The organism is Isoptericola jiangsuensis, assembly GCF_048320105.1.
Lineage (GTDB): Bacteria > Actinomycetota > Actinomycetes > Actinomycetales > Cellulomonadaceae > Isoptericola > Isoptericola jiangsuensis_A.
Genome location: NZ_CP182942.1, coordinates 3,319,140 through 3,341,898, shown reverse-complemented (window position 1 = coordinate 3,341,898; position 22,759 = coordinate 3,319,140). Strand labels below are relative to the sequence as shown.

The following is a 22,759-nucleotide window of genomic DNA, read 5'->3' as shown; positions in this document are numbered from 1 at the left end:
GCTAGCCTCCCGGCCATGAGAGCCGCACCCGCTCGCCGCGCCGTCGTCGCCGTGGCAGCCATCACCCTCACCCTGACCGCCTGCTCGACGGAGGCGCCCACCGGCTTCTGCGACCAGTTCGCCTCGCTGGAGTCGCTGAACCAGGAGCTGTCCGCCGCGGGCACCGACGACCCGGACGACGTCACCCCTCGCCTCGAGGCGGTCGCGGCCGCGCTGGACGAGGTCGAGGCGCCCGCGGACGTCGCCGACTCGTTCACGGTGTACGCCACGGCGCTGCGGAACTACACCGACGCGGCGGGCGACGCGCTCGCCGACCTCGAGCACGTCGACCAGGAGGCGATCGCCGCCGCGACCGCCGCCATGACGAGCGAGGAGACCGCCGGGGCACGTGCCGAGCTGGCCGGCTACACCGCCCAGCACTGCGGCTGAGCCGCCATCCTGCCCAGCGGCGCAGCCGCCATCCTGCCCTGCGGCGCAACGCCCCGGGGACGGGCCAGGGCCTGCGCGGCGTGCTGCCCGCGCAGGCCCTGGTCGTCGTCCGGGCGCCGAGGCGTCAGTACCGGTAGTGCTCCGGCTTGTACGGACCCTCGACGGGCACGCCGAGGTAGCTCGCCTGCGACGGGCTCAGCTCGGTGAGCCGCACGCCCAGGGCGTCGAGGTGGAGCCGGGCGACCTTCTCGTCGAGCACCTTCGGCAGGCGGTACACCTGACGCTCGTACTGGCGGGACTGCGCGGGGCGAGCCATGTCGGCGAAGAGCTCGAGCTGGCCGATGACCTGGTTGGCGAACGAGTTCGACATGACGAACGACGGGTGGCCGGTCGCGTTGCCGAGGTTCAGCAGGCGTCCCTCGCTCAGCACGATGATGGAGCGCTCGTCGCGGGAGTCGGTGGCAGGCAGCGTCCACTCGTGGACCTGCGCCTTGATCTCCGTCTTGACGACGCCGTCGAGGCCCTCCAGCCCGGCCATGTCGATCTCGTTGTCGAAGTGGCCGATGTTGCCGACGACGGCCTTGTCCTTCATCGCGAGCATGTGCTCGACGGTGATGACGTCCTTGTTGCCCGTGGTGGTGATGAAGAAGTCGGCCTCCCCGACGACGTCCTCGATCCGTGCGACCTGGAACCCGTCCATCGCGGCCTGCAGGGCGCAGATCGGGTCGACCTCGGACACGACGACGCGCGCGCCCTGGCCGCGGAACGCCTCCGCGGCGCCCTTGCCGACGTCGCCGTAGCCGGCGACGAACGCGACCTTGCCGCCGATGAGGATGTCGGTGGCGCGGTTGATGCCGTCCGGCAGGGAGTGGCGGATGCCGTACTTGTTGTCGAACTTCGACTTGGTGACCGAGTCGTTGACGTTGATCGCCGCGAAGAGCAGCTCGCCGGCCTCGGCCAGGTGGTAGAGCCGGTGCACGCCGGTGGTGGTCTCCTCGGTGACGCCGCCGATCTGCTGGGCGATGCCCGTCCAGCGCAGCGGGTCGGCGTCGAGGCCGCGCCGCAGGACGCCGCGCACCACGTTCATCTCGTGCGTGTGGTCGGGCTCGCCCGGCAGGGTGTCGGGCGGGACGACGCCGGCGCGCTCGTACTGCAGGCCGAGGTGGACGAGCATCGTCGCGTCGCCGCCGTCGTCGAGGATGAGGTTCGGCCCTTCGCCGCCGGGCCACACGAGGATCTGCTCGGTGCAGTCCCAGTACTCCTCCAGCGACTCGCCCTTCCAGGCGAAGACGGGGACACCCTGCGGTGCGTCGGGGGTGCCGTCACGGCCGACGACGACGGCGGCCGCGGCCTCGTCCTGCGTGGAGAAGATGTTGCAGCTCGCCCAGCGCACCTCGGCGCCCAGCGCCGTGAGGGTCTCGATGAGCACCGCCGTCTGGACCGTCATGTGCAGCGAGCCGGCGATGCGGGCGCCGGCGAGCGGCTGGGCCGCGCCGTACTCCTCGCGCAGCGCCATCAGGCCGGGCATCTCGTGCTCCGCGAGGCGGATCTGGTGGCGGCCGGCCTCGGCGAGAGCGAGCGAACGGACCTTGTATCGGCCGAAGTCCTCGTCGAATGCTCCGGTGGCGGCAGGTGCCGCGGCGATGTCGGTCATGGGTGCCCTCCTGGGACGTCGTCGTGTCGGGTGTGCGCTGGGGGCTCCCGTGTGCGCGTCGGTGCCGCGCGCCGGCGCGGCCGCCTCCCACCCTAGCCCGACCGGCCGCCGTCCGGCCGCTCCGGCGACGCGCAGGGCCGGCACCCCGAGCGGGTGCCGGCCCTGTGTGCCCCACGGTCATGCCCTCTGGTGGTCAGCCGTTCTTCGAGGCGCGGTAGCCCGCCTTGCGGGCGGCCGCCTGGGTGCTGAAGCACTCCTCGGGCTTGGTCACCTTGTAGTAGCGCCCGCCGGGTACGTGATAGATCCAGTCGGACGTGTGCGACGTCGTCTGGTTGCCCTTGATCGGCGCCCAGCTCGGGCAGTTGCCCGCGCTCGTCGGAGTGGTCCGCGAAGGCTTCCTGCCCTCTGTGACCACGAGGGTCTGGGTGCGAGTCTTCGTCTTGGTCTTGCTCCACGACTTCGTGGTGGTCGTGGAGGTCTTGTACTTGACCTTGGAGGTCACGCGATAGGTGCCAGGCCGCAGCTTGACCGACTTCCGGTTCTTGGCCACGGTCTTGCCCGACTTCTTCACCGTCACGGTCTTCGACGAGACGGACACCGGGCCGGACGTCGTCACGTGGGGCTTGACGGTCGCCTTCTTGCCATAGGGAGCCTTCCTGGTCGCGATCTTCGTGATCGTCACCTTCGGCACGGCCGCCTTGGCGGCCACCACAGCGGAGGCCGGAGCGGCGGAGGCCGGAGCGGCGGACGCCGTCGTGGCGGTGACGGCGACGGTGCCGCCGGACAGGAGGGCGCCGATGGCGATCGCCGCGAGGAACTTGCGCATGGAGTGCTCCGGTTCATGCCGCCCAGCGGCCGTGAGAGGAGATCGAGGGCCGGTCCGAGCGACGGGCCAGGCCGATGCTAGGACGCACCCGGCCTGTGCCGGGGCGGATTGCTGGATCTCAGGAGGTGATTCTTGACGCCCTGGCGCAACTTCACCCGCGGGCCGTCCTCCCCCGGTGAGGTTTGCGCGGGATGCCAGGTTCGCACCCGTCGCGACCGTTATCGATCTGTGATCTAAGGTGGATCGGGATGGAGACGACACCGATGACGGCGACGAGCACCCCCGCAGCGCACGAAGCAGCGCACGAAGCAGCGCACGGCGGAGCCGCAGGCACCGCTGCGCCCCCGGTCACCGCATCCCGCACGACCGCGCCCGCCACCACCGCGCCGTGCACCAGCGCACCCCGCGCCGCTGTACCTCGCATGCACCTGCTGGACCTGCTGCGGTTCGGCGCCGCCGCCGCCGTGGTGATCTACCACTTCACCGCCACCCCGACCGCGTCGCAGTACTGGGGAACCGACGTCTCCGAGCTGTTCGGCCCGCTCAACCACGTCACCCGGTACGGCTGGCTCGCGGTCGAGGCGTTCTTCGTCATCAGCGGCTTCGCCATCCTCATCAGCACCCAGGGGCGCACGGTCGCCCAGTTCACCGGCTCCCGCATCGGTCGCCTCTATCCCGCGCTGTGGGCGTGCGTGCTGCTCACCGCCGTCCTGCAGACCTTCTGGGCCGGCGGGCGGGACCTCAGCCTCGCCGACACCGTCGCGAACCTCACGATGGCCCCGGACCTCTTCGGCGCCGAACTCTCCCAGGTCGTCTACTGGACGCTGCTCGTCGAGCTGAAGTTCTACGTGCTCGTCGGCGTCCTGCTGGCCTTCGGACCGATCACCCGCGGCCGCGCGATCGCCCTCGCCCTGGCGTGGCCGGCCGTCGGCATCACCGTCCGCGCGCTCGGCTACCCGATGCTCGCCGAGCACCTCGTCATCCGTCACTCCGTCTACTTCGGGATCGGCATGATGCTGTTCCTGCTCTGGAAGGACGCCACGGACCGCCGCCACGGCATGGCGGCCCCGGACGGCCGTCGCGGCTCGATCCTCACGCTCGGGGCGCTCGCGGCACTGCTCGTCCTGGCCACCGCGCGTGTGCGCGAGTCGGCCGACGGCGCCACCTCGCTGCAGGGCGTCGAGGTGTACGGCTGGGTCTCGGTCGGCATCTTCTTCGGTTCGGTCGCCGCGGTCTGGCTCGCCGGTCACCCGCGCGCGAGGATCAGCAGCCGCCCGCTCGCGACCCTGGCCGTGACCGCCGGCGCGCTCACCTATCCCCTGTACCTCGTGCACACCCAGTTCGGCTGGGCGGTCACCGAGGTCCTCACCGTCCGCGGAGCAGGCACCTGGTCCGTCCTCACCGCCGCGACCGTGGCGTCGCTGGTGCTGGCCGCCGTGATCCACCACGCCGTCGAGCGGCCGTTCTCGACCCGGCTGCGACGCGCGGTGACCACCGCCCTCGCGGCTCGCACGCCGGTGTGCCCGACGCCCGTCGCGCGCCCGCTGGACGAGTCCGGTCCGGATCACGCCGTGCCCGTGATGCTCGTCCAGGTGCCCGCCGCGGCGCAGCCGTGGATGCACCAGCACCACGCCCTGCGGTAGCGATGCCGGCCCGAGGTCGCGCACCTGCGCGCTCGGGTGCCGTGCACCGTGTGGCGCGTGGCGCGCGGCGCGCGGCGTGTGACCGAGGCCACACCAGGCCCTGACGATGTTGTGATCTGGACCACGTCGAGTGTCACGTCTTGGTAACAAAATCCTTCGGTATGGATGGTCCATCGACCGGGTAAAGCCGCAGCGCACAGCGTCGCAGCGCCCGTGTCGGGCGCCTCGACACCCGTTGGCTTTCCGTCGTCGAATCGATGCAGGGTGACGGAGCTTGCCCGACGTGCCCCCCGCTGCTGCCGCAGCGACCGGCGCCCGACCGGCGTCGCGGGGCACCGCACGGCGACCACCTGGCCATCGACACGGAAGGCGGCGAGTCCTGCCCACATGGCAGCCGAGACAGCCCCCCAGCCCGACCAGCACGCACCAGACCTCCCCGCAGTGTCCGTCCGCGGACTCCACAAGGTCTTCGGGCCGAAGCCCGCGGAGGTCCTGCGCCGGCTCCGCGCCGGCGAGCACCGCGACGACCTGAAGAAGCTCGGCACGGCCGCCGTGATCGACGCGACCTTCGATGTCGCTCCCGGCGAGATCTTCGTCGTCATGGGCCTGTCCGGATCCGGCAAGTCGACGCTCATCCGCATGCTCAACGGCCTGTGGTCCCCCACCGCCGGCGAGGTGCGGATCGGCGACGCCAACCTCTCCGAGGTCGGCGCCGCACAGCTCCGGGCGGTACGGCGCGAGCACGTCTCCATGGTCTTCCAGCACTTCGCCCTGCTCCCCCACCGCACGGTCCTCGACAACGCCGCCTACCCGCTGGAGATCCAGGGCCTCGGCAAGGCGGAACGCCGCGAGAAGGCGCGCGCCGCCCTCGACCTCGTCGGCCTGTCGGGGTGGCAGGACTCGGTGCCCGGGCAGCTCTCCGGCGGGATGCAGCAGCGCGTCGGCCTCGCACGGGCCCTGGCCGCCGACACCGACGTCCTCCTCATGGACGAGGCGTTCAGCGCCCTCGACCCGCTGATCCGCACCGAGATGCAGGACCAGCTCGGCAAGACCGTCGTCTTCATCACCCACGACCTCAACGAGGCCATGCACCTCGGCGACCGGATCGCCATCATGCGTGACGGCCGCATCGACCAGATCGGCACTCCGCACCGGATCCTCGACGACCCGGCCAACGAGTACGTGTCCACGTTCATCGCCGACGTCGACAGGTCCCGCGTCATCACCGCGGCGTCCGCCATGACGTCCCTCGCGGACGGCGCCCAGCCCGCCGGGATCGACGCCACGTCGACCGTCCCGCAGGACGCCCCGCTCTCCGAGGTCCTCGCACCCCTCGTCGACGTCGACGGCCCCGTGCGCGTCGTCGGCGACGACGGCGCCACCATCGGCGTCCTGGACGCCGACGGCGTCGTGGCCGCGATGGTCCACCCCGACGGTCCGACGTCGGACACGACGTCGGACACGGCATCGGACACCGCATCGGGCGACGTGCCGGACGACTCCGACGACGACGGCGCAGCCACCCGCGACCGGGCCGAGGCCACGACCGAAGGAGGCCTCGCATGATCCGCGCCGCCACCGACACCGGCACGTTCGTCCCCCGCATCCCGCTCGGCGAGTGGGTCGACACGGCGGTCGACTGGGTCACCGCGACCTTCGACCCGCTCTTCGACGGCGTCAAGGCCGTGTTCGAGACGCTCTACGACGGTCTCGACTGGGCGCTCGCCACCCCGCCGTTCGCCGTCGTCGCGCTCGTCCTCGCCGCCCTCGCCCTCTGGGTCAAGGGCTGGAAGCTCGGCCTCGGCACCCTCGTCGGGTTCGTCGTCATCGCCGGCGTGGACCAGTGGGCGAACGCGATGGACACCCTCGCCCTGGTGCTGCTCGCCACCCTGGTCGCGCTCGTACTCGGCATCCCCCTCGGGATCTGGGCCGCCCGCGACGACCGCGTCTCGCGCGTCCTGCGCCCGATCCTCGACTTCATGCAGACGATGCCCGCCTTCGTCTACCTCATCCCCACCGTCGTCATCTTCCTCACCGGGCCCGTGCCCGGCCTCGTGGCGACCGTCGCGTTCGCCATCGCACCCGGCGTCCGACTCACCGAGCTGGGGATCCGCCAGGTCGACGCCGAGGTCGTCGAGGCGAGCCGTGCGTTCGGAGCGACCGACAGCCGCGTGCTGCGCCAGATCCAGCTCCCGCTCGCGCTGCCCACCATCATGGCCGGGATCAACCAGGTCATCCTGCTCTCGCTGTCCATGGTCGTCGTCGCCGGACTCGTCGGCGCACCCGGGCTGGGCGCCGAGGTCGTGGCCAGCTTCCAGCGCATCGACGTCGCGCTCGGGGCCGAGGCCGGCCTGTCCGTCGTGCTCCTGGCCATCTACCTCGACCGCGTGAGCTCCGCGCTGGCCGAGCGGGCCCCCGTCGCCCGCGCACTGGCCGCCGCCCGCTGACACCGGACCACCACCCGAACCAGACCACCCGCCGAACGCGACCGACACCGGCCGCGGCCTCGGCAACCCGTCCGACCCACAAGGAAGGCACACTGATGAACATCCGTCGACACACCCTGCGCCGCACCATCGCCGTCAGCTCAGCCGTCGCCCTCGGCGCCACGCTCGCCGCCTGTTCCACCGACGAGGCCGACGAGACCGCCGCCGGCAGCGGCGAGGACGAGCAGGAGATCTCGATCGGCATCCCGTCCGGCTGGGACGAGGGCATCGCCGTCTCCCACCTGTGGACCGCGATCCTCGAGGACAACGGCTACGACGTCGAGTCCCAGACCGCCGACGTCGGCGTCATCTACACCGGCCTCGCCGGCGGCGACTTCGACGTCACCTTCGACGTCTGGCTGCCCTACACGCACGCCACCTACGAGGAGGAGTACGGCGACCAGGTCTCCGACCTCGGCGTCTGGTACGACCAGGCCAAGCTGACCATCGCGGTCAACGAGGACTCCCCCGCCCAGACCGTCGCGGACCTCGCCGAGATGTCCGACGAGTACGGCAACAAGCTCGTGGGCATCGAGGCGGGCGCCGGCCTGACCGAGATCACCCAGGAGCAGGTCATCCCGACCTACGGCCTGGAAGCGATGGACTACTCCATCTCCTCCACCCCGGCGATGCTCGCCGAGCTCAAGAGCGCCACCGACGCCGGCGAGAACGTCGCCGTCACCCTGTGGCGCCCCCACTGGGCCTACGACGAGTTCCCCGTCCGCGACCTCGAAGACCCCGAGGGCACCCTCGGCGAGGCCGAGGAGATCCACATGTGGGGCACCGCGGACTTCGGCGACCGCTACCCGCAGCTCACCGAGTGGCTCGCGAACTTCTCCCTCAGCGACGAGCAGCTGTTCTCGCTCGAGAACATGATGTTCAACGACGAGGAGTACACGGACGACCCCGAGGCCGCCGTGGACGCCTGGCTCGAGGCGAACCCGGAGTTCGCCGACCAGGTCACCGGTGGCATGGAAGGCTGACGCCCGCTCCCCACGCACCGCGTCATCGACGGGCGGTTCCTCGGCAACCCGTGCCGAGGGGCCGCCCGATCGGTTGTGCGGGAATCGTGGACCGCCAGCCATCTTGCTCAGATCTCGGAGACCTGCGAGGAACACCTACCTCCAGTCCGACCTTTCAACGGTGAAGGGCGTCCGAGGCGTGACCGGCTGTGAGGAAGGTGCTATGACCTGGGAAGATACGGCCTGTCGAGAGCCGTGCCACCCAGGGTGGGGAGCGCCTCTCAGGTGAAATCTGAGCGGATTCTTCCCCCTGCTGAGGACGGACGTCCCCGCCTCGGGCGCGGTCGGGCAGGCGGGCGGGGTGCTGCTGACCGAGACGGCCCGCGCCACCGGCCTCGACCAGTTGAGCGCGACGCTGTGGTCGTGGCGAAAGCCGCTCGCGACGCATGATGCGGCCAGTGTGCTCACAGATCTCGCCACCGCGCTGGCCCTGCGCGGGAACCGCCTCGCTGACGTCGGGCTACTGCGCACCGAGCCGGGCGTCTATGGGAGGGGCGCTTCCGACCCGACGGTCTGGCGCGTCCGGTCCTCCACGCGTCTGAGCCGGTGAGCTCCGTCAGGGCGAACATCCTCGGCAGCTTCAACTGCTCGATCTGGCGGTGGAGAAGGGCGTCCGACAGCTCGAGCTCATCCCCCAAGATCTATGGAAGCCAGCCCGAGGACGTGCGACTGATCGCCGAAGGAGCGTACGGCCGATTCGACATCCTCAACTCGAGGGCCTGCTACTCCGAAGGAAAGCGCGCGGTAGAGACCATTGCGAGCGTGTATGCGGCACAGCACGGCCTCGACGCCCGAATCGTGCAGTTCGGGCACGTGTACGGTCCCCGGGACGGCGCTCGACGACGGACGGGTCCGAGCGGACTTCGCCGCGAACGTCGTGTGTGGCGAGAACATCGTGCTGAACAGTGACGGCCGTGCGATGCGGTCCTACACCTACGTCGCCGACGGCCGTAGCAGGAAGGTTCGTCGCCACTCCGTCGGCACCGACCGCGCGAACAACGTGGCCGACGCGCGAGGAATGATCAACTTCCGGGATCTCGCGTAGCACTTCACCCGCTCACGCCCCGAGAATCCGCCCGAACGAGTCTTCTCGCGGGGCAGAAGACGCCGAGGAGCGTTTGTACACGACGAGCCAGTACCTGGGGCTCGACTCCAGCGCCCGGAGAGCCTGGGCTGGAACGCCGTCGTCGACCTCGACACAGGGATCGACCGGATGCTTCCCAGCTACGACGAGAACTGAAAACCGCCGGGCGAGACCGAATCGCTCGATCTCGCCCGGCGGCTCCGCCAGGCCGACGAATCGGTCAGGACTGGTGCGGCAACCCGCCGACCATACCGGCAGCGACGGTCTTGTTCGTCGACTCGTCGACGAGGATGAACGCCCCGGTCTGCCGGTTCTGGAGGTACGGGTCGACGAAGAGCGGCTGGGTCACCCGCAGGCGGATGCGACCGATCTCGTTGAGCCTGATCTCGGTGGCGGTCTCGTCACGGTGCAGCGTGTTGACGTCGACGCGGTAGCTGATCTCCTTGACCATCGCCCGCGCCCACCGCGTGGTGTGCTTGATCGCGTACTTCTTGCCCTGGACCAGCGGCGCGGACTCGTCCATCCAGCAGATCTGGGCGTCGATGTCCTGCAGCGCCGCCGGGGTGTTGTTGGGCCGGGCGATCATGTCGCCGCGGGAGATGTCGATCTCGTCGGCGAGGCGCACGGTGACGGACATCGGCGGGTAGGCCTCGGTGACCGGACCGTCGGCGGTGTCGATCGACTCGATCGTCGTCTCGAGGCCGGCGGGCAGCGCGACCACGCGGTCACCCGGCTTCATGACCCCGGACGCGACGGTGCCGGCGTAACCGCGGTAGTCGCGGGCGTCGTGGGACTGCGGCCGGATCACGTACTGCACGGGGAACCGGACGTCCATCAGGTTGCGGTCCGAGGCGACGTGCAGCCGTTCGAGGTGGCTGAGCAGCGGGGAGCCGTCGTACCACGGCGTGTTCTCCGACCGGTTGACGACGTTGTCGCCCTCCAGCGCGGAGATGGGGATGAAGGTCATGTCCGGCACGCGCAGCCGGGAGGCGAACTGCGTGAAGTCCGCCCGGATGGACTCGAAGATCTCCTCGGAGTAGTCGACGAGGTCCATCTTGTTCACGCACACCACGATGTGCGGCACGCCGAGCAGCGTCGCCAGGAACGTGTGGCGGCGCGACTGCTCGATGACGCCCTTGCGCGCGTCCACGAGGATCAGCGCGACGTCGGCGGTCGAGGCCCCGGTGACCATGTTCCGCGTGTACTGGATGTGGCCGGGGGTGTCGGCGATGATGAACTTGCGCTTCGGCGTCGCGAAGTAGCGGTAGGCGACGTCGATCGTGATGCCCTGCTCGCGCTCGGCCCGCAGGCCGTCGGTGAGGAGCGCCAGGTCGGTGTAGTCGTTGCCGCGGTCCTTGGAGACCTGCTCGACGGAGTCGAGCTGGTCCTCGAAGATCGTCTTCGAGTCGAACAGCAGACGCCCGATGAGGGTCGACTTGCCGTCGTCGACGGATCCGGCCGTCGCGAAGCGCAGCAGGTCCGTCGAGCCGTCGGTCAGTGCCTCGGCCATGGTCTCGGTCGTGGTGCTCATGGCTTAGAAGTAGCCCTCTCGCTTGCGGTCCTCCATGGCGGCCTCGCTCACCTTGTCGTCGCCGCGCGTCGCACCGCGTTCGGTGACGCGCACGGCGGCGATCTCCTCCACGATGTCGTGCAGGGTCGCGGCGTCGGACGCCACGGCGGCGGTCAGGTTGGCGTCGCCGACGGTGCGGTAGCGCACCGAACGCTTCTCGGAGGTCTCGCCCTCCTTGAGCGGCGTGAACTCGTTGACGGCGAAGAGCATGCCGCCGCGGTCGACGACCTCCCGCTCTGCGGCGAGGTACAGGTCGGGGATGTCGATGTCCTCGGCGGCGATGTAGGCCCAGATGTCCAGCTCGGTCCAGTTCGACAGAGGGAAGACACGGATCGACTCGCCCTGGTGGACGCGACCGTTGTAGATGCTCCAGATCTCGGGACGCTGGTTCTTCGGGTCCCACTGGCCGAAGTCGTCGCGGAACGAGAAGACCCGCTCCTTGGCGCGCGCCTTCTCCTCGTCGCGGCGACCTCCACCGAAGGCGGCGTCGAAGCCGTTCTTCTCCATCGCCTCGAGCAGCACCGGCGTCTGGATGCGGTTGCGCGACCCGTTGGGCTCCTCGGCGACCAGGCCGCGGTCGATCGCGTCCTGCACCGAGGCGACCACGAGCTGGATCCCGAGGCGGTCCACCCAGCGGTCCCGGCAGTCCAGGACGGTCTGGAAGTTCAGGCCGGTGTCGACGTGCATGATCGGGAACGGGATCCGCGCGGGAGCGAACGCCTTGGCCGCGAGGTGCAGCATGACGATCGAGTCCTTGCCGCCGGAGAAGAGCAGCACGGGGCGCTCCATCTCCGCGACGACCTCGCGAATGATGTGGATGCTCTCCGCCTCGAGGCTGCGGAGCTGACTCAGGACTCGTGACGTCACGAGATGACACCTTCCTCGGCCCGCACGCCGACGCTCGCCAGTGCCGCACGCAGGTGCGGGGCGAGAGCCGGGTGGGACACGAACAGATCGGGGAGCCAGGGATCCTGGCGGTTGTACTCGAGAGGGGTTCCGTCCAGGCGGGTGCAGACGTGCCCGGCGGCGAGCGCGACGGCCACCGGGGCGGCGGAGTCCCACTCGTACTGTCCACCACCGTGGACGTAGGCGTCGACGGTGCCGTCGACGACCGAGACCACCTTGACGCCCGCCGAACCCATCGGCACCAGCTCGACGTCGTCGCGCTGGGCGAGCTCGGCGACGAAGGCGGGCGGGCGCGACCGGCTCGCCGCGATGCGCAGCGGCCGGGTCCCGGCCAGCACGGCAGCCGCGGCGTCGTCGTGCGTGCGGGACGACGCCGGCCGGTGAGTGGCGTGCACCACGTCACGGGCGGGGAGTGCCACGGCCCCGGCCACCAGGCCACCAGGGCCGGTGGTGGCGTCGTCGACGCCGCGCTCCCACAGGGCGACGTGGACCGCGAAGTCGTCGCGCCAGCCGCCGTCGGGCGCACGCTCGGCGAACTCCCGGGTGCCGTCGAGCGGGTCGATGATCCAGACCCGCTCGGCCCCGGTACGTGCGGCGTCGTCCTTGGCCTCCTCGGACAGCACGGCGTCGTCCGGACGCACCGCGGCGAGCGCGGCGGCGAGCCATGCCTGGGCCGCGGCGTCGCCGGCGTCCTTGAGCGCGCGTGCCTCGAACGAGCCACCGGCTGCGTCGACGTCGGCGCGCAGGCCGAGCAGGACCGCCCCGGCACCCTGCGCCAGCGCAGCCGCGAGCGCGCCGTCGGTCAGGGCGGCGTCGGGCACGGGCGGAAGCGGGGTGGGCATCGAGCTCCTCGGGTCTCGGCTGGTGGCACACGGGTGTCCACGAACGCGGCTGACGTTACCATTCCGACCATGCTCGTCACGCTCCTCATCCGACGACCGGGACGCGGATCGCGGGCGAGAGCGGAGGCACTGCGGAGGCGGCGCGCGGTGCCGATGTGACAGCGTCCGTCCCCGCACAGACACTCGCTCCCACCTCCCCCGGACGGCGAAGGACCCCCATGACCCAGATCGACCAGACCCTCGTGGTGTCCGACGACGAGCTCGACCTGCTCGAGCTCCACCTCGGCGGCGGAACCCCCACGTTCCGTGGAGCTGCCACGTCGGACGCCGAGAAGTTCACCCGAGCGGGAGTGGAACTCACCCTCACCGACGCCGAGAACACGCCGTTGGCGGCCTTGCGTGACGGCGTGGCCACCGCGCTGCGCCCCTTCGCGCGCGCCGCCGGGCCCCACTGGGACCCCGAGGTCCGCCGCGACGCCCGGACCGTGTCGTCGCTGGTGCGGCGCGCCGTCGGGCCGCAGGCGGACGTCCTCGCCGTCGTCGTCGACGAGGCGCCGACCCGCGACGAGCTCGCCGCGGTCACGGACGTCGTCGCCGGCGCGGCCGCCGTCGTCGTCCTCGTGCCGGTCGCGCGCCGCTCCCCCGCCCCGGGCGTGCTCGGGGCTCCGGCACTGACCCGTGCCGCCCGCGCCGTCCAGGACGCCGTGCGGGACGCCGGGACGGCGCTGGTCGAGCTCGCCGCCGTGCCCTGGCCCGCCACGGGAGGGCCGGACGTCGCGGAGGTGGCGCGCGCCTACGGCGCCGATCGCACCCGCCGGCTTCTCGACGTGCGCCCGCGAACCACCGCCGACCGGGTCCGCGCGCTGGACGACCTGTGGTCCGACGCCGTGCACGACCTGTACCCGCCCGACGTCGCCGCCGAGGTCGTGCGCGCGGCCCGCACCGCCCGACGGGCCGGCACCGTCGTGTTCTTCACCGGGCTGTCCGGGTCGGGGAAGTCGACCGTCGCCCGAGCGCTGGCCGCCGAGCTCGACGACGAAGGCCTGCACACGACGCTGCTGGACGGCGACGAGGTGCGTCAGCACCTGTCCAAGGGGCTCGGCTTCGACAAGGCCTCCCGCGAGCTCAACGTCGAACGGATCGGGTACGTGGCCTCCCTGGTGGCGCACCACGGCGGTGTCGCCGTGGCCGCGCCCATCGCCCCGTTCGCGTCCGGGCGCGCCCGGGTGCGCGAGCTCGTCGAGGCGTCCGGCAGGTTCGTGCTCGTGCACGTGTCCACCCCGCTGGAGGTGTGCGAGGCCCGCGACCGCAAGGGCTTCTACGCCAAGGCCCGCCGGGGGGAGATCGCCGAGTTCACCGGCATCTCCTCGCCCTACGAGGTCCCCGAGGACGCCGACCTGACCATCGACACCTCGGTCACGTCGGTCGCGGACGCCGTCGCGCAGGTGCGCAACCTGCTCTAGACCGGCCGGACCCGGCTCGGTCAGGCGTTCTTCCGGTCCCGCGCCCGACGCTTGCCACCGGCACCGCCGGCGTTGCGGGCCTCGCGGTTCGCCCGCACGAACTTCTTGTACTCGGCGGTCACCTCGTCGACCGGGCCGTCCATGACGAGCTGGCCCTTGTGCATCCACAGCACACGGGTGCACATCGCCTCGATCGTCGAGATCGAGTGGCTCACCAGGAAGATCGTCCCGGCGTCGCGGCGCACCTCGTCGATGCGCTCCTTCGAGCGCGCCTTGAAGGCCGCGTCCCCGGTGGCCAACGCCTCGTCGACCATGAGGATGTCCGGCGTCGCGGCAGAGCTGATGGCGAACCGCAGCCGGGCGGCCATGCCGGACGAGTACGTCTTCATCGGCAGGTCGACGAAGTCGCCGATGTCCGCGAAGTCGACCACGTCGTCGAACTTCTCGTCGATCTCCTTCGGTGTCATGCCCAGCGCGAGGCCGCCGATCTCGATGTTCTTGGCACCGGTCATCTGCGGCATCAGGGCGGCGTTGACGCCGAGCAGCGCCGGCTCGCCGTCCACCCAGACCGAGCCGGACCGGGGCGGGATCAGGCCCGTGACCGCACGCAGCAACGTGGACTTGCCCGACCCGTTGATCCCGACGATGCCGATCGCCTCTCCGTGACGGGCCACGAACGAGACTCCGCGCACGGCGTGCACCTCGCTGACCGCACCCACGTGCTGGCGGCCCGCGTTCAGGAGCTTCTTGACCATGCCTCGCCGCTGCGGCCTCACCTTGCGGACCGCGACGTCCTCGGTCTCGGCGCGCTGGCGGTGCCGACCCCCGAAGACACGGAACACGATGTGCAGGTCGTCCACGACGAGGCACGGGTCCCCGAGCGGGATCGACGAGGCCCGCTGTCCGGCGTCGTCGTCCTCCGACTCCAGGTCGAAGTCCAGGTGGGCGTCCGCCTCGGCGACGTCGTCAGTCACGTCCGTACCTCTCCTCACCGCGCCAGAAGATGATGAACCCGGCCACGAAGAACACCAGCGCCCAGATGACGCCGAACACCCACATCCACGGGTCCTGCACGAACGCTTCCTCGTTCATCAGGCAGGAGCGACCGAGGTACAGGTAGACCGCGACCGGCTGGTACTCCATGATCGGGGTCAGCCAGGCCGAGACCGAATCCGGCAGGCTCTCGACGTAGTGCGTGACCGGGAAGATCACTCCGGAGCCGTACATCAGGAGCCGGAGGAAGAACCCGATGAGGTTGTCGAGGTCCGGGGTGACCACGACCATGCGGGCCATGATGAACGCGAGGCCCATGTTGAAGACCCAGAGCAGCGCCACCGCGACGGGCAGCAGCAGCCACTGCCAGGTGATCGGCACCGGATCGTACTCGGGCAGCAGCCCCGAGGCGAGCACGATGAGGCACATCACCAGCAGGGCGGGGAGCAGGGTCGCCAGGTGGGACATCACGCTCGACAGGGGCAGCACCGCACGGGGGAAGTGCAGGGACCGCAGCAGGTTGGTGCGCTTGGCGATCGACTGGGCGCCTCCGTGCACCGACTGCTCGACGAACCGGAAGAGGAAGACCCCGATCACGATGAAGGCGATCGTGTTGTCGACACCGCGAGACGTGTTGAGGATCAGGCCGAAGATGAGGACGTAGATCGCCGCGTTGAGGATCGGGTTGAACACCGCCCAGAGCTGGCCCAGGTACGTGTTCTGGTTGCGCGCGTACGCCTCCGAGGTGCCCAGCACCCCGATGAAGTGGCGTCGCCCGACCACGCTCTTGACGTATGTCCACAAGGGCGGACGCACGCCCATGCGCTGCAGCCCGTGCTGCTGGGCCAGCGCCACGCGTTCGGCCGACGTACCCACGACGACGAGGGGATCCGGTGGCCGCGGCGCCTGGGGTGCACGGGGATCCGTCCCCGCCACGTCAGCTGCGGTGGTGCTCTCGGTGGTCACGTGTCGCGAAAACCCGTCTTCCGACTCGACGGCCGGCTGAGTCCGGCCATATCGATAGTACTCGTGACCCGGCTAGGTCCGGGACCAGGTCCACGGCTCGCCGCGACGTACTCTGGTGCACCCGACCCCGCCCGAGCGGAGCGTGCGATACTCCCTGCCGAACACGCCGTGCCGGTCGTCGACGAACGACCTGCCCCACACCCTGAGGAAAGGCTCGGATGACGACCCCGCTCCCCCTCCCCTCCCGCACCGCTCGGGTTCGCCGCTACGTCGGCAAGTCGCTCCTGCGCACCGGTGCTCGCATCAAGCGACTGATCGTCGCGGTGACCAAGGACCCGACAGAGCCTCGTCCTGCCATCGATCCCCCCCTGGACGAGACCGGCCACCACCCGGTGGTCGCCTACTTCGCCGAGACCCCGGTGCGGTACTACCAGCTCCGTCAATGGCTTCCCGTGCTGGAGAAGGTCGCGACCGAGCGCCCCGTCCTGATCGTGACCCGGAGCTGGGCCACGACAAAGCGACTCCGGGAACAGACGCACCTTCCGGTGACCTACACGAAGACGCTCGACGGCCTCCTGACGACATACACGGCGGTGGACGCCAAGGTGGTCGTCTACGTCAACAACGGCATGCGCAACTTCCAGTCGTTGATCTACCGGCGCGCGCTGCACGTGCACCTGAACCACGGCGAGTCGGACAAGGTCTCGATGGTCTCGAACCAGGCAAAGTCCTACGACCACGTGGTCGTGGCAGGCCAGGCCGCCATCGAGCGTCACCGGCGCACGCTCATCAACTTCGACCTCGACACCCTGGTGGTGTGCGGCCGCCCTCAGCTGGATCTCGATGTCGAGAGCACGATCTCGCCCGTACCCGGAAAGCGCACCGTCTTCTACGCCCCGACCTGGTCCGGGGAGGACGACGCCAACAACTACACCTCTTTGGACCACTACGGCGTCGCCATCGCCCAGGGCCTGCTGGCCATCCCGGACGTCCGGGTCGTCTACAAGCCGCACCCCCGCGTGCTCACCTCTACCGAGCCCGCCGTCGCCGCAGCCCACGAGGAGATCGTCCGGCTGATCACCGAGGCGAACGACGGCCGGGACGAGCCGCACCTGCTCCCCTTCGAGGAGGACATCCTCGGGCTGTTCGACACCGTCGACCTGCTGGTCACCGACATCTCCTCGGTCGGCCTCGACTTCCTCTACCTGCGGCCCGACGTCCCCATCGTGCTCACGGACCGCCGGACCGACCGGGCTCGCCTGCTCCGGGACGCCCCGATCGCGGGCGCCACCGACGTCGTCGACGCCGAGTCGGTGCACGACGTCGCCGGCATCCTGTCGCGCAACCTGGAGGACGACCCGCGTCACGAGGTCCGGACGTCCCTGCGCGACCACTACTTCGGCTTCGCGCGCGGGGAGAGCAGCGTACGTTTCCGCATGTTCCTCGAGGAGTGCATCGACCGCCGGGACGCCGAGGTCGGGTCGGTCGTCGGCGCGCAACCGGGCGCCACGGACGCCGGGGACTCCGAGGCGGGCGACGAGATCTAGGCCTGCGGCGGAAGTCGCCCCTCCGACACCCGAGCCACCTCGCGATCCCGGATCTCCATGAGCCGTTCGCACGCGTCGATGAACCGGCGGGTCGACGCCCCGGGCGCCGTGTCGCCGAGGTAGCGCTCACGCAAGGCCAGACGGGCGCTGCGTCCGGGGTCCTCGTCGAGCTCCCGGTCCACGAGCGCCGCGACGTCGGCCGCGGCGGAGGCGGGCAGCGAGGGCGCCAGGTCCAGCAGCGGGCTCGACGCGATCACCGCGTCACCCGTCGGGCGCGTGATGACGAGGGGCTCACCGGTGGCGAGCCAGTCCATGGCCACCCCCGACACGTCGCAGACCAGCAGATCGGCGGCGGCAAAGGCGGGGCCGACGTCCCGGTGGGTGTCGGTGCCGTGGGGAGCTCCCGTCGTCGGTGCCGGCGCCCTGTCCAGGTACTCGCGGATCGCGGCGTCCGCGTCACCGTACGACCCCACCCGGACCCCGGTGAGCGGGTGCGGACGGTAGAGCACCCGATAGCGGCCCGACTCGACGAGCGACCGCACGATCTGCGGACCGTGGGACGCCAGCGACCCGTACTCGGCAGAGGGCTGACCGCCCTCCCACGTCGGGGCGTAGAGCACCGTCGGGATCGGTCCCCGCTCGGTGCCGGCGCGCAGGAGGAGCTGGCCGTCGAGCTGGGGACGTCCCACGGGCACGCACCGGGCGGGCGCGTCGTAGAGCGTGGAGAAGCGCGCCATCCTCTCCACGGCGACCTCGCCGGCGACGAAGGAGAAGTCGTACGCCTTGGTCTGGTTGGAGACGCTGACCAGCTTGTCGCTGTCCCCGTGCATGAGCGAGGCGTGCACGAGCGTGCCGAACCGCAGGCACGTGAAGTTCTCCGGATTGTGGTTGACGTAGAGCGCGAGCTTCGTGGCCGACCGGGAGAGCACGTCGTCCAGGGTCGTGTAGTGCGCCACCGTCCGGACCGCCAGGCCGCTGTCGCGCCGGATCACCCGAGCCGTGCGCGAGTCGCGGGTGACCACGACGACGGGGTGCTGCGCGTCGAGAGCCCGGAACGTGTCGTACCACTGCTCGATCTGGTAGAGGGCCTCAGGTGTGTCCGCGAAGTACACGAGCACCTCGTACGGCCACGACGAACCCAGCAGCGCGGCGTCCTCACCCAGCCCGTCGGGAGTCCCCGCCGGGAGCAGGTTGAACCGCCGGACCACCTTCCCCCCGAGCGACCGGATCCGGCGACGCAGCGTGGCTCGTCGAGGCGTGGTTGTCATGCTTCTCCTGACGGACGGTGGTGGTGCCGCCGAAGCATATGCCGTCCCCCGTCATGCAGGAAGCCGTCTCGCTGCCGCCACGTCACGGAAGAGCTCGGCCCACCGCTCCGTCACCGAGACGTCGGCGAAGCGCTGTGCCGTGGCCGTCGCCGCCTCGCGCATGCGGACCACCTCGTCCTCGTCCATCTCGAGGAGCCGGGTGATCGTGGCGGCCAGGGTCTCGATGTCACCGGAGGGCACCAGGAACCCGTTGACCCCGTGGTCGACGATGTCCGCCGGTCCGTACCGGATGTCGTACGCGATCGGCAGGCAGCCCCGCGCCATCGCCTCGGCGAACACCAGGGGGAAGCCCTCGGACCGGCTGGTGAGGAGCATGAAGGAGGCCTGCGCGAACCTGGCCGACGCCTTCGGCTCGTAGCCCCGCAGGACCACGCCGGGCACCTGAGCAGCGCGGGCGGCGAGCGTGGCCTGCTCCGGGCCTGTCCCGTACACGTCGAGCCGCAACGATCCCGCGGCAGGTCCGGACCGGGCGCGGTCGATCCCCGCGATGGCGTCGCCGATGCGTTTGCGGTCGCTGAGACCGGCCAGCATCACCCCGTGACCGCGGTCCCGGCCGGTCAGCGTGAAGTTCGTGGGTATCTCGGTGCTGTTCGGGACGACGGCGGTGCGGCCGACGTCACCCACCCGTCCGATCACGTCCCGTCGCTGGGCCTCGGTGAGGAGGACGACGGCATCGAAGTCCTCGACGTGCCTGAGCATCGCCCCTCGCCCCGGCACGATCGGCCCGTGCTCGTCCTTCGCAGCCGACGACAGGTGCGCTCCGTGCACCAGGTGGATCGTGTAGATCCGCCGGCGGGGATGCTGCGTGAAGAAGCGGACCAGCGACTTGCTGTCGACCACGACGGTCGTCAGCCTGTCCGGCAGGACGTGACGCATCCAGTACCGGTAGAACACCCACAGGGTCTTCCACGTCCTCGCCGGGTAGCCGCGCCGGGTGACGGCCACGACCTGCCGCTGCCCGTCGCGCCGTTCGTCGATCGCCGCGAGCGTGCGGTCTGCCCGGAACACCAGGCGGCGGTCCGACCCCGCCGCGTCGGTCTCGTGGCGGTACCGCTCCCCGGGCAGCCCCTTGCGCTCCCGCCGCGGCAACCGACGCCCCGATCGCGTCCCGAGCTCGGCGTCAGGCGCGGCCCGCAGAGCCTCCCAGACGTTGTGGATCGTGAGCCCCGGCACGAGCTCGTCGCGATCCTCGAGGCGACCGACAGCCGCGCGGACGTCGAGGGCGGGATCGAACGTCAGGACCCGCACCGGCACCCCGGCGTGCTCCACGAACGCCCTCGACCGCCGCAGCAGCGCCGACGTCATCCCCCCGTACTCCTCCGGGATCGTCCAGGTCGCCGCCGCGTACCCGCCCGCAGGAAACTGCACGTCCGGCGTGCTCGCCGTAGTTCCGTTCATGCCCGCATCGTAGGCGGACGGGGCTTCTTCGCGGCCCGCACGATCCCGTGTCGGTGTGAGCTCGTCGGGCCCGGACAGGTCTAGGATCAGCGCATCCCAGGTCCACCAGCCGGAGGTCGAACGCATGTCCCGTACCGCTGACCGCATCGGGTCGCTCTGGCGCAGGCTGCGCCGCAGCGCCCAGCCGCCATCCCGTCCCGCAGCCCCCGCCCGGCGACCGCACGCCCTGGTGCGCCGCGTCCGTCGCCAGCTCAACGCCGACAAGCTCGTCGAGGCGCAGAGCGTCGTCGACCTGGAGCTGGCAGCACCGGAACCGTCCACCGACGCGCACCTCGCCGCCGGGCTCGTGGCGCACCGGCGCCGGCTCTTCGACCTGGCCCTGCACCACTTCGAGCGTGGGGGCCCGCAGGCTGCGTGGATCACGCCGTTGCCGTACCTGGAGTCGCTGTTCGCCGTGGACCCGGACCGCGGTCTCGATCTCGTGCGCGAGTGGGTCGCCGACGAGCAGCCCCGGGTCAAGGCCCGCACCTGGCACACGGCCCTGCGCTACGTGCTCGTGCACGGCGACAGCGACCTGCGTCGCAGCGTCCACGACCGGCTGCTCGCGTCGTACACCGGCGACGACGCCGCGGAGTGGCCCGCCGGCGAGACGGAGATCGCCTGGCTCGACCGCTGGCTGGACAGCCGGCGAAACGCCGTCGCGCCGAGCAACCCGGGCCGTGTCCCGTTCGCCGTCATGGACTACGTCCAGCCGGGCCGCGGCAAGACGTCGCAGAACATCGGCGACCACATCCAGACCCTGTCCTCGCTCGGGCACCTGGTGCGGCGTCCGGACCTGCGGTTCCACGGCGACGACGACCTGACGACGTTCGTCTCCGAGCTCCAGGGCCGGGTGCGGCCGGAGCTGCGTCTCGACGGGCCCGCCACCGACGTGCAGCTGTACCGGGTCGATCGCGACGCCTCGACGTTCCAGGCCTTCCCCGAGGGCACCTGGTTGCTGGAGTTCGGGTGGCACATGCACGACCTCGCGGGGGTCGGGGTGTGGGACCTGCCCCTGCACCCGGCCCTGCGACCGATCTTCGTGTCGTTCCACTGCAACAAGCGGGGACTGCTCACCGACGAGGTCGTGGACTACCTGCGCTCGCACGGGCCGGTCGGGTGCCGCGACTGGACCACCGTCGACCTGCTGCTGTCCCTGGACGTGCCGGCGTTCTTCTCCGGCTGCCTGACCACCACGGTGAGCACCGTCTTCCCGGACCTGGAGCAGGGACCGACCGAGGACGCGACCGTCTACGTGGACGCCGTCCGTGAACCGGTACCGGCCGGTGCGGTCACGGTGAAGCAGAGCTACCGAAGGGTCAAGGACCGCACCTTCGTGGAGAACATGCGCGAGGCGGTCCGTCTGCTCGAGTGGTACCGCCACGAGTTCACGCACGTCGTCACCAAGCGTCTGCACTGCTACCTGCCGACGACGTCCCTCGGCATGCAGGTGGACTTCCAGCCCGCGAACAACGCCGACGTCCGGTTCAACGGCCTGTTCCGGCTGGACCACGACGCGTTCGAGGCGATCCGCACGGGCATGCTCGCCCGCCTCGAGCCCGTGCTCAGCGCGATCCTCGCCGGAGCCGGTGAGGACGAGGTCTACGCCCTGTGGCGGTCCACCGTCGCCGCGGAGGTCGAGCACGCCCGTGCGCGGCACCGTGCGCCCCTGACGATCGAGCCGCCGGCCGTCGCACCCGCCGAGCTCACGGCGGCCCTGGCGGTCAGGACCGGGACCGACGACGCCGTGGACGTCGTGTTCCTGCCCGGCCGCGCCGACGTCCAGCGGCTGGGACCGGCCGTCGCCGCGGTGGACGAGGGCACCGCGGGTCCGCTCCGGGTCTGGATCGTCCTCGCCGAGCAGGCCGACGTCGAGCTGCCGCCGGTGTCGTCGACGACGCAGGTCCGCGTCGTCGACGCGGGCCCGCTGGACCTCGGGTCGATCGGCGTCAACGCCACGCAGCGCCCGCACAGCGTGCTCCTCGCCCACCTGCTGCCCGACGTCGCCCGCGCGGTGATCCTGCCCGTCGACGGGGTCGTGCTCGGCGACGTGGCAGAGCTGGCGGCGACCGACCTGGACGGCCGTGCCGTCGCCGGTCGCGTCACGTCCGGGTCGGACCCCAGCGGTTTCGGGGTCCTCTACCGTGCGGCACGTCGGCTCGACGACGCACCGGACGTCGCGTACGAGTTCTACCGGCACATCCACGCACGGCACGTGTTCGACTTCGACGCCTTCGACACCGGTGTACTGGTCATGGACCTCGACCTCATGAGGTCGAGCGGGTTCGCCGACGAGGCGCTGGCGCTCATGCGCGACTACCGCCTCACCGCTCGCGAGGCGTTGCACCTGATCACCGGTCCGCACCGCGCCGAGATCGATCCGTCGTGGGACCACGTCCCGACGCGCGACCTCCCGGTCGCCGCACCCAAGCTCGTGCACTGGGTCGACGCCACCAAGCCCTGGCACGACTCCTACGTCGCGCTGCAGGAGACGTGGCCGGGTGTCGAGGACCGCGAGACCGTCGGTCAGGTCGTGGCCTGAGCACCGACCGGACCGGAGCGG

General features: G+C 70.8%; 18 protein-coding genes and 1 pseudogene. 10 read left to right on the top strand and 9 right to left on the bottom strand.

The genetic code is table 11. The features are described from left to right. The first annotated feature begins 15 nt into the window (after positions 1 to 15). Entirely contained in the window at positions 16 to 429 is a 414-nt protein-coding gene (locus ACNHYB_RS15270; protein WP_418276206.1) for a hypothetical protein, read from the top strand. Between the two features lie 124 nt (positions 430 to 553). Here the strand turns inward: ACNHYB_RS15270 and ahcY are convergent, their stop codons facing one another. Together ahcY and ACNHYB_RS15260 are read right to left on the bottom strand one after the other, a co-directional pair. Beyond that, positions 554 to 2,083 carry an adenosylhomocysteinase gene (gene ahcY / locus ACNHYB_RS15265; protein ID WP_418276205.1) on the bottom strand — a complete coding sequence of 510 codons (1,530 nt, stop codon included), beginning with the start codon at positions 2,081 to 2,083 and terminating at the stop codon, positions 554 to 556. Positions 2,084 to 2,276: 193 nt separating this feature from the next. Beyond that, complete coding sequence (locus tag ACNHYB_RS15260) at positions 2,277 to 2,909, bottom strand: hypothetical protein (RefSeq protein ID WP_418276204.1); 633 nt, start codon at positions 2,907 to 2,909, stop codon at positions 2,277 to 2,279. A gap of 248 nt (positions 2,910 to 3,157) precedes the next feature. Here ACNHYB_RS15260 and ACNHYB_RS15255 point away from each other — a divergent pair, with 248 nt between their 5' ends. From ACNHYB_RS15255 to ACNHYB_RS15230, 6 genes and pseudogenes are all read left to right on the top strand, one after another. Beyond that, complete coding sequence (locus ACNHYB_RS15255; protein WP_418276203.1) at positions 3,158 to 4,552, top strand: acyltransferase family protein; 1,395 nt, start codon at positions 3,158 to 3,160, stop codon at positions 4,550 to 4,552. A 387-nt stretch (positions 4,553 to 4,939) separates the two neighbouring features. Then, positions 4,940 to 6,118, top strand: coding sequence for a quaternary amine ABC transporter ATP-binding protein (locus tag ACNHYB_RS15250; RefSeq protein ID WP_418276201.1), 1,179 nt, complete (start codon positions 4,940 to 4,942; stop codon positions 6,116 to 6,118). After that, positions 6,115 to 6,999 carry an ABC transporter permease gene (locus tag ACNHYB_RS15245; protein ID WP_418276200.1) on the top strand — a complete coding sequence of 295 codons (885 nt, stop codon included), beginning with the start codon at positions 6,115 to 6,117 and terminating at the stop codon, positions 6,997 to 6,999. Before ACNHYB_RS15250 ends, ACNHYB_RS15245 begins: the two co-directional genes overlap by 4 nt. Positions 7,000 to 7,094: 95 nt before the next feature. Further along, positions 7,095 to 8,021: a glycine betaine ABC transporter substrate-binding protein gene (locus ACNHYB_RS15240; protein ID WP_418276199.1), complete on the top strand. Its 927-nt coding sequence runs from the start codon at positions 7,095 to 7,097 to the stop codon at positions 8,019 to 8,021. A gap of 271 nt (positions 8,022 to 8,292) precedes the next feature. Beyond that, positions 8,293 to 8,580, top strand: a pseudogene (locus ACNHYB_RS15235) (IS1380 family transposase); the annotation flags it as partial. A 26-nt stretch (positions 8,581 to 8,606) separates the two neighbouring features. Next, on the top strand, positions 8,607 to 8,969 hold the full coding sequence (locus ACNHYB_RS15230) for an NAD-dependent epimerase/dehydratase family protein (RefSeq protein ID WP_418276198.1): 363 nt from the start codon (positions 8,607 to 8,609) through the stop codon (positions 8,967 to 8,969). Between the two features lie 395 nt (positions 8,970 to 9,364). Here ACNHYB_RS15230 and cysN read toward each other — a convergent pair whose 3' ends face one another. From cysN to ACNHYB_RS15215, 3 genes are read right to left on the bottom strand one after another with little or no spacing between them, the layout of a single operon-like run. Next, positions 9,365 to 10,675: a sulfate adenylyltransferase subunit CysN gene (gene cysN / locus ACNHYB_RS15225; protein ID WP_418276197.1), complete on the bottom strand. Its 1,311-nt coding sequence runs from the start codon at positions 10,673 to 10,675 to the stop codon at positions 9,365 to 9,367. Between the two features lie 3 nt (positions 10,676 to 10,678). Next, positions 10,679 to 11,581: a sulfate adenylyltransferase subunit CysD gene (cysD, locus tag ACNHYB_RS15220; protein ID WP_418276195.1), complete on the bottom strand. Its 903-nt coding sequence runs from the start codon at positions 11,579 to 11,581 to the stop codon at positions 10,679 to 10,681. Continuing rightward, positions 11,578 to 12,462, bottom strand: coding sequence for an inositol monophosphatase family protein (locus ACNHYB_RS15215; protein WP_418276194.1), 885 nt, complete (start codon positions 12,460 to 12,462; stop codon positions 11,578 to 11,580). The genes cysD and ACNHYB_RS15215 overlap by 4 nt, the downstream gene beginning before the upstream one ends. 218 nt (positions 12,463 to 12,680) lie before the next feature. On the opposite strand from ACNHYB_RS15215, the gene cysC reads away from it, so the two are divergent. Beyond that, positions 12,681 to 13,925, top strand: a complete 1,245-nt coding sequence (gene cysC, locus ACNHYB_RS15210; protein ID WP_418276193.1) for an adenylyl-sulfate kinase — start codon at positions 12,681 to 12,683, stop codon at positions 13,923 to 13,925. A 20-nt stretch (positions 13,926 to 13,945) separates the two neighbouring features. On the opposite strand, the gene ACNHYB_RS15205 is transcribed toward cysC, so the two are convergent. Next, positions 13,946 to 14,899, bottom strand: a complete 954-nt coding sequence (locus tag ACNHYB_RS15205; protein ID WP_418276191.1) for an ABC transporter ATP-binding protein — start codon at positions 14,897 to 14,899, stop codon at positions 13,946 to 13,948. Then, positions 14,892 to 15,794 (bottom strand): ABC transporter permease, encoded by a 903-nt coding sequence (locus ACNHYB_RS15200; protein WP_418276190.1) that lies wholly within the window; start codon positions 15,792 to 15,794, stop codon positions 14,892 to 14,894. The genes ACNHYB_RS15205 and ACNHYB_RS15200 overlap by 8 nt, the downstream gene beginning before the upstream one ends. 308 nt (positions 15,795 to 16,102) lie before the next feature. Between ACNHYB_RS15200 and ACNHYB_RS15195 the strand changes: the two genes are divergently transcribed. Then, a complete protein-coding gene (locus ACNHYB_RS15195) occupies positions 16,103 to 17,431 on the top strand; it encodes a CDP-glycerol glycerophosphotransferase family protein (RefSeq protein WP_418276189.1) in 1,329 nt (442 codons plus the stop codon). Here the strand turns inward: ACNHYB_RS15195 and ACNHYB_RS15190 are convergent. Both ACNHYB_RS15190 and ACNHYB_RS15185 read right to left on the bottom strand, forming a co-directional pair. Next, positions 17,428 to 18,699, bottom strand: a complete 1,272-nt coding sequence (locus ACNHYB_RS15190; RefSeq protein ID WP_418276188.1) for a CDP-glycerol glycerophosphotransferase family protein — start codon at positions 18,697 to 18,699, stop codon at positions 17,428 to 17,430. The genes ACNHYB_RS15195 and ACNHYB_RS15190 overlap by 4 nt on opposite strands. A gap of 51 nt (positions 18,700 to 18,750) precedes the next feature. Further along, entirely contained in the window at positions 18,751 to 20,157 is a 1,407-nt protein-coding gene (locus ACNHYB_RS15185; RefSeq protein WP_418276187.1) for a glycosyltransferase, read from the bottom strand. A 124-nt stretch (positions 20,158 to 20,281) separates the two neighbouring features. On the opposite strand from ACNHYB_RS15185, the gene ACNHYB_RS15180 reads away from it, so the two are divergent. Then, positions 20,282 to 22,738, top strand: coding sequence for a glycosyltransferase (locus tag ACNHYB_RS15180; protein ID WP_418276186.1), 2,457 nt, complete (start codon positions 20,282 to 20,284; stop codon positions 22,736 to 22,738). The last annotated feature ends 21 nt before the right edge of the window (positions 22,739 to 22,759 follow it).

Excerpts from the sequence above, each read along its gene's own strand:
- ACNHYB_RS15260 (WP_418276204.1), bottom strand. The coding sequence starts at position 2,909 with ATGCGCAAGTTCCTCGCGGCGATCGCCATCGGCGCCCTCCTGTCCGGC.
- ACNHYB_RS15240 (WP_418276199.1), top strand. The coding sequence starts at position 7,095 with ATGAACATCCGTCGACACACCCTGCGCCGCACCATCGCCGTCAGCTCA.
- ACNHYB_RS15270 (WP_418276206.1), top strand. The coding sequence starts at position 16 with ATGAGAGCCGCACCCGCTCGCCGCGCCGTCGTCGCCGTGGCAGCCATC.
- ahcY (WP_418276205.1), bottom strand. The coding sequence starts at position 2,083 with ATGACCGACATCGCCGCGGCACCTGCCGCCACCGGAGCATTCGACGAG.
- ACNHYB_RS15255 (WP_418276203.1), top strand. The coding sequence starts at position 3,158 with ATGGAGACGACACCGATGACGGCGACGAGCACCCCCGCAGCGCACGAA.
- ACNHYB_RS15190 (WP_418276188.1), bottom strand. The coding sequence starts at position 18,699 with ATGACAACCACGCCTCGACGAGCCACGCTGCGTCGCCGGATCCGGTCG.
- ACNHYB_RS15245 (WP_418276200.1), top strand. The coding sequence starts at position 6,115 with ATGATCCGCGCCGCCACCGACACCGGCACGTTCGTCCCCCGCATCCCG.
- cysN (WP_418276197.1), bottom strand. The coding sequence starts at position 10,675 with ATGAGCACCACGACCGAGACCATGGCCGAGGCACTGACCGACGGCTCG.
- ACNHYB_RS15185 (WP_418276187.1), bottom strand. The coding sequence starts at position 20,157 with ATGAACGGAACTACGGCGAGCACGCCGGACGTGCAGTTTCCTGCGGGC.
- cysC (WP_418276193.1), top strand. The coding sequence starts at position 12,681 with ATGACCCAGATCGACCAGACCCTCGTGGTGTCCGACGACGAGCTCGAC.
- ACNHYB_RS15215 (WP_418276194.1), bottom strand. The coding sequence starts at position 12,462 with ATGCCCACCCCGCTTCCGCCCGTGCCCGACGCCGCCCTGACCGACGGC.
- ACNHYB_RS15250 (WP_418276201.1), top strand. The coding sequence starts at position 4,940 with ATGGCAGCCGAGACAGCCCCCCAGCCCGACCAGCACGCACCAGACCTC.
- ACNHYB_RS15195 (WP_418276189.1), top strand. The coding sequence starts at position 16,103 with ATGACGACCCCGCTCCCCCTCCCCTCCCGCACCGCTCGGGTTCGCCGC.
- ACNHYB_RS15180 (WP_418276186.1), top strand. The coding sequence starts at position 20,282 with ATGTCCCGTACCGCTGACCGCATCGGGTCGCTCTGGCGCAGGCTGCGC.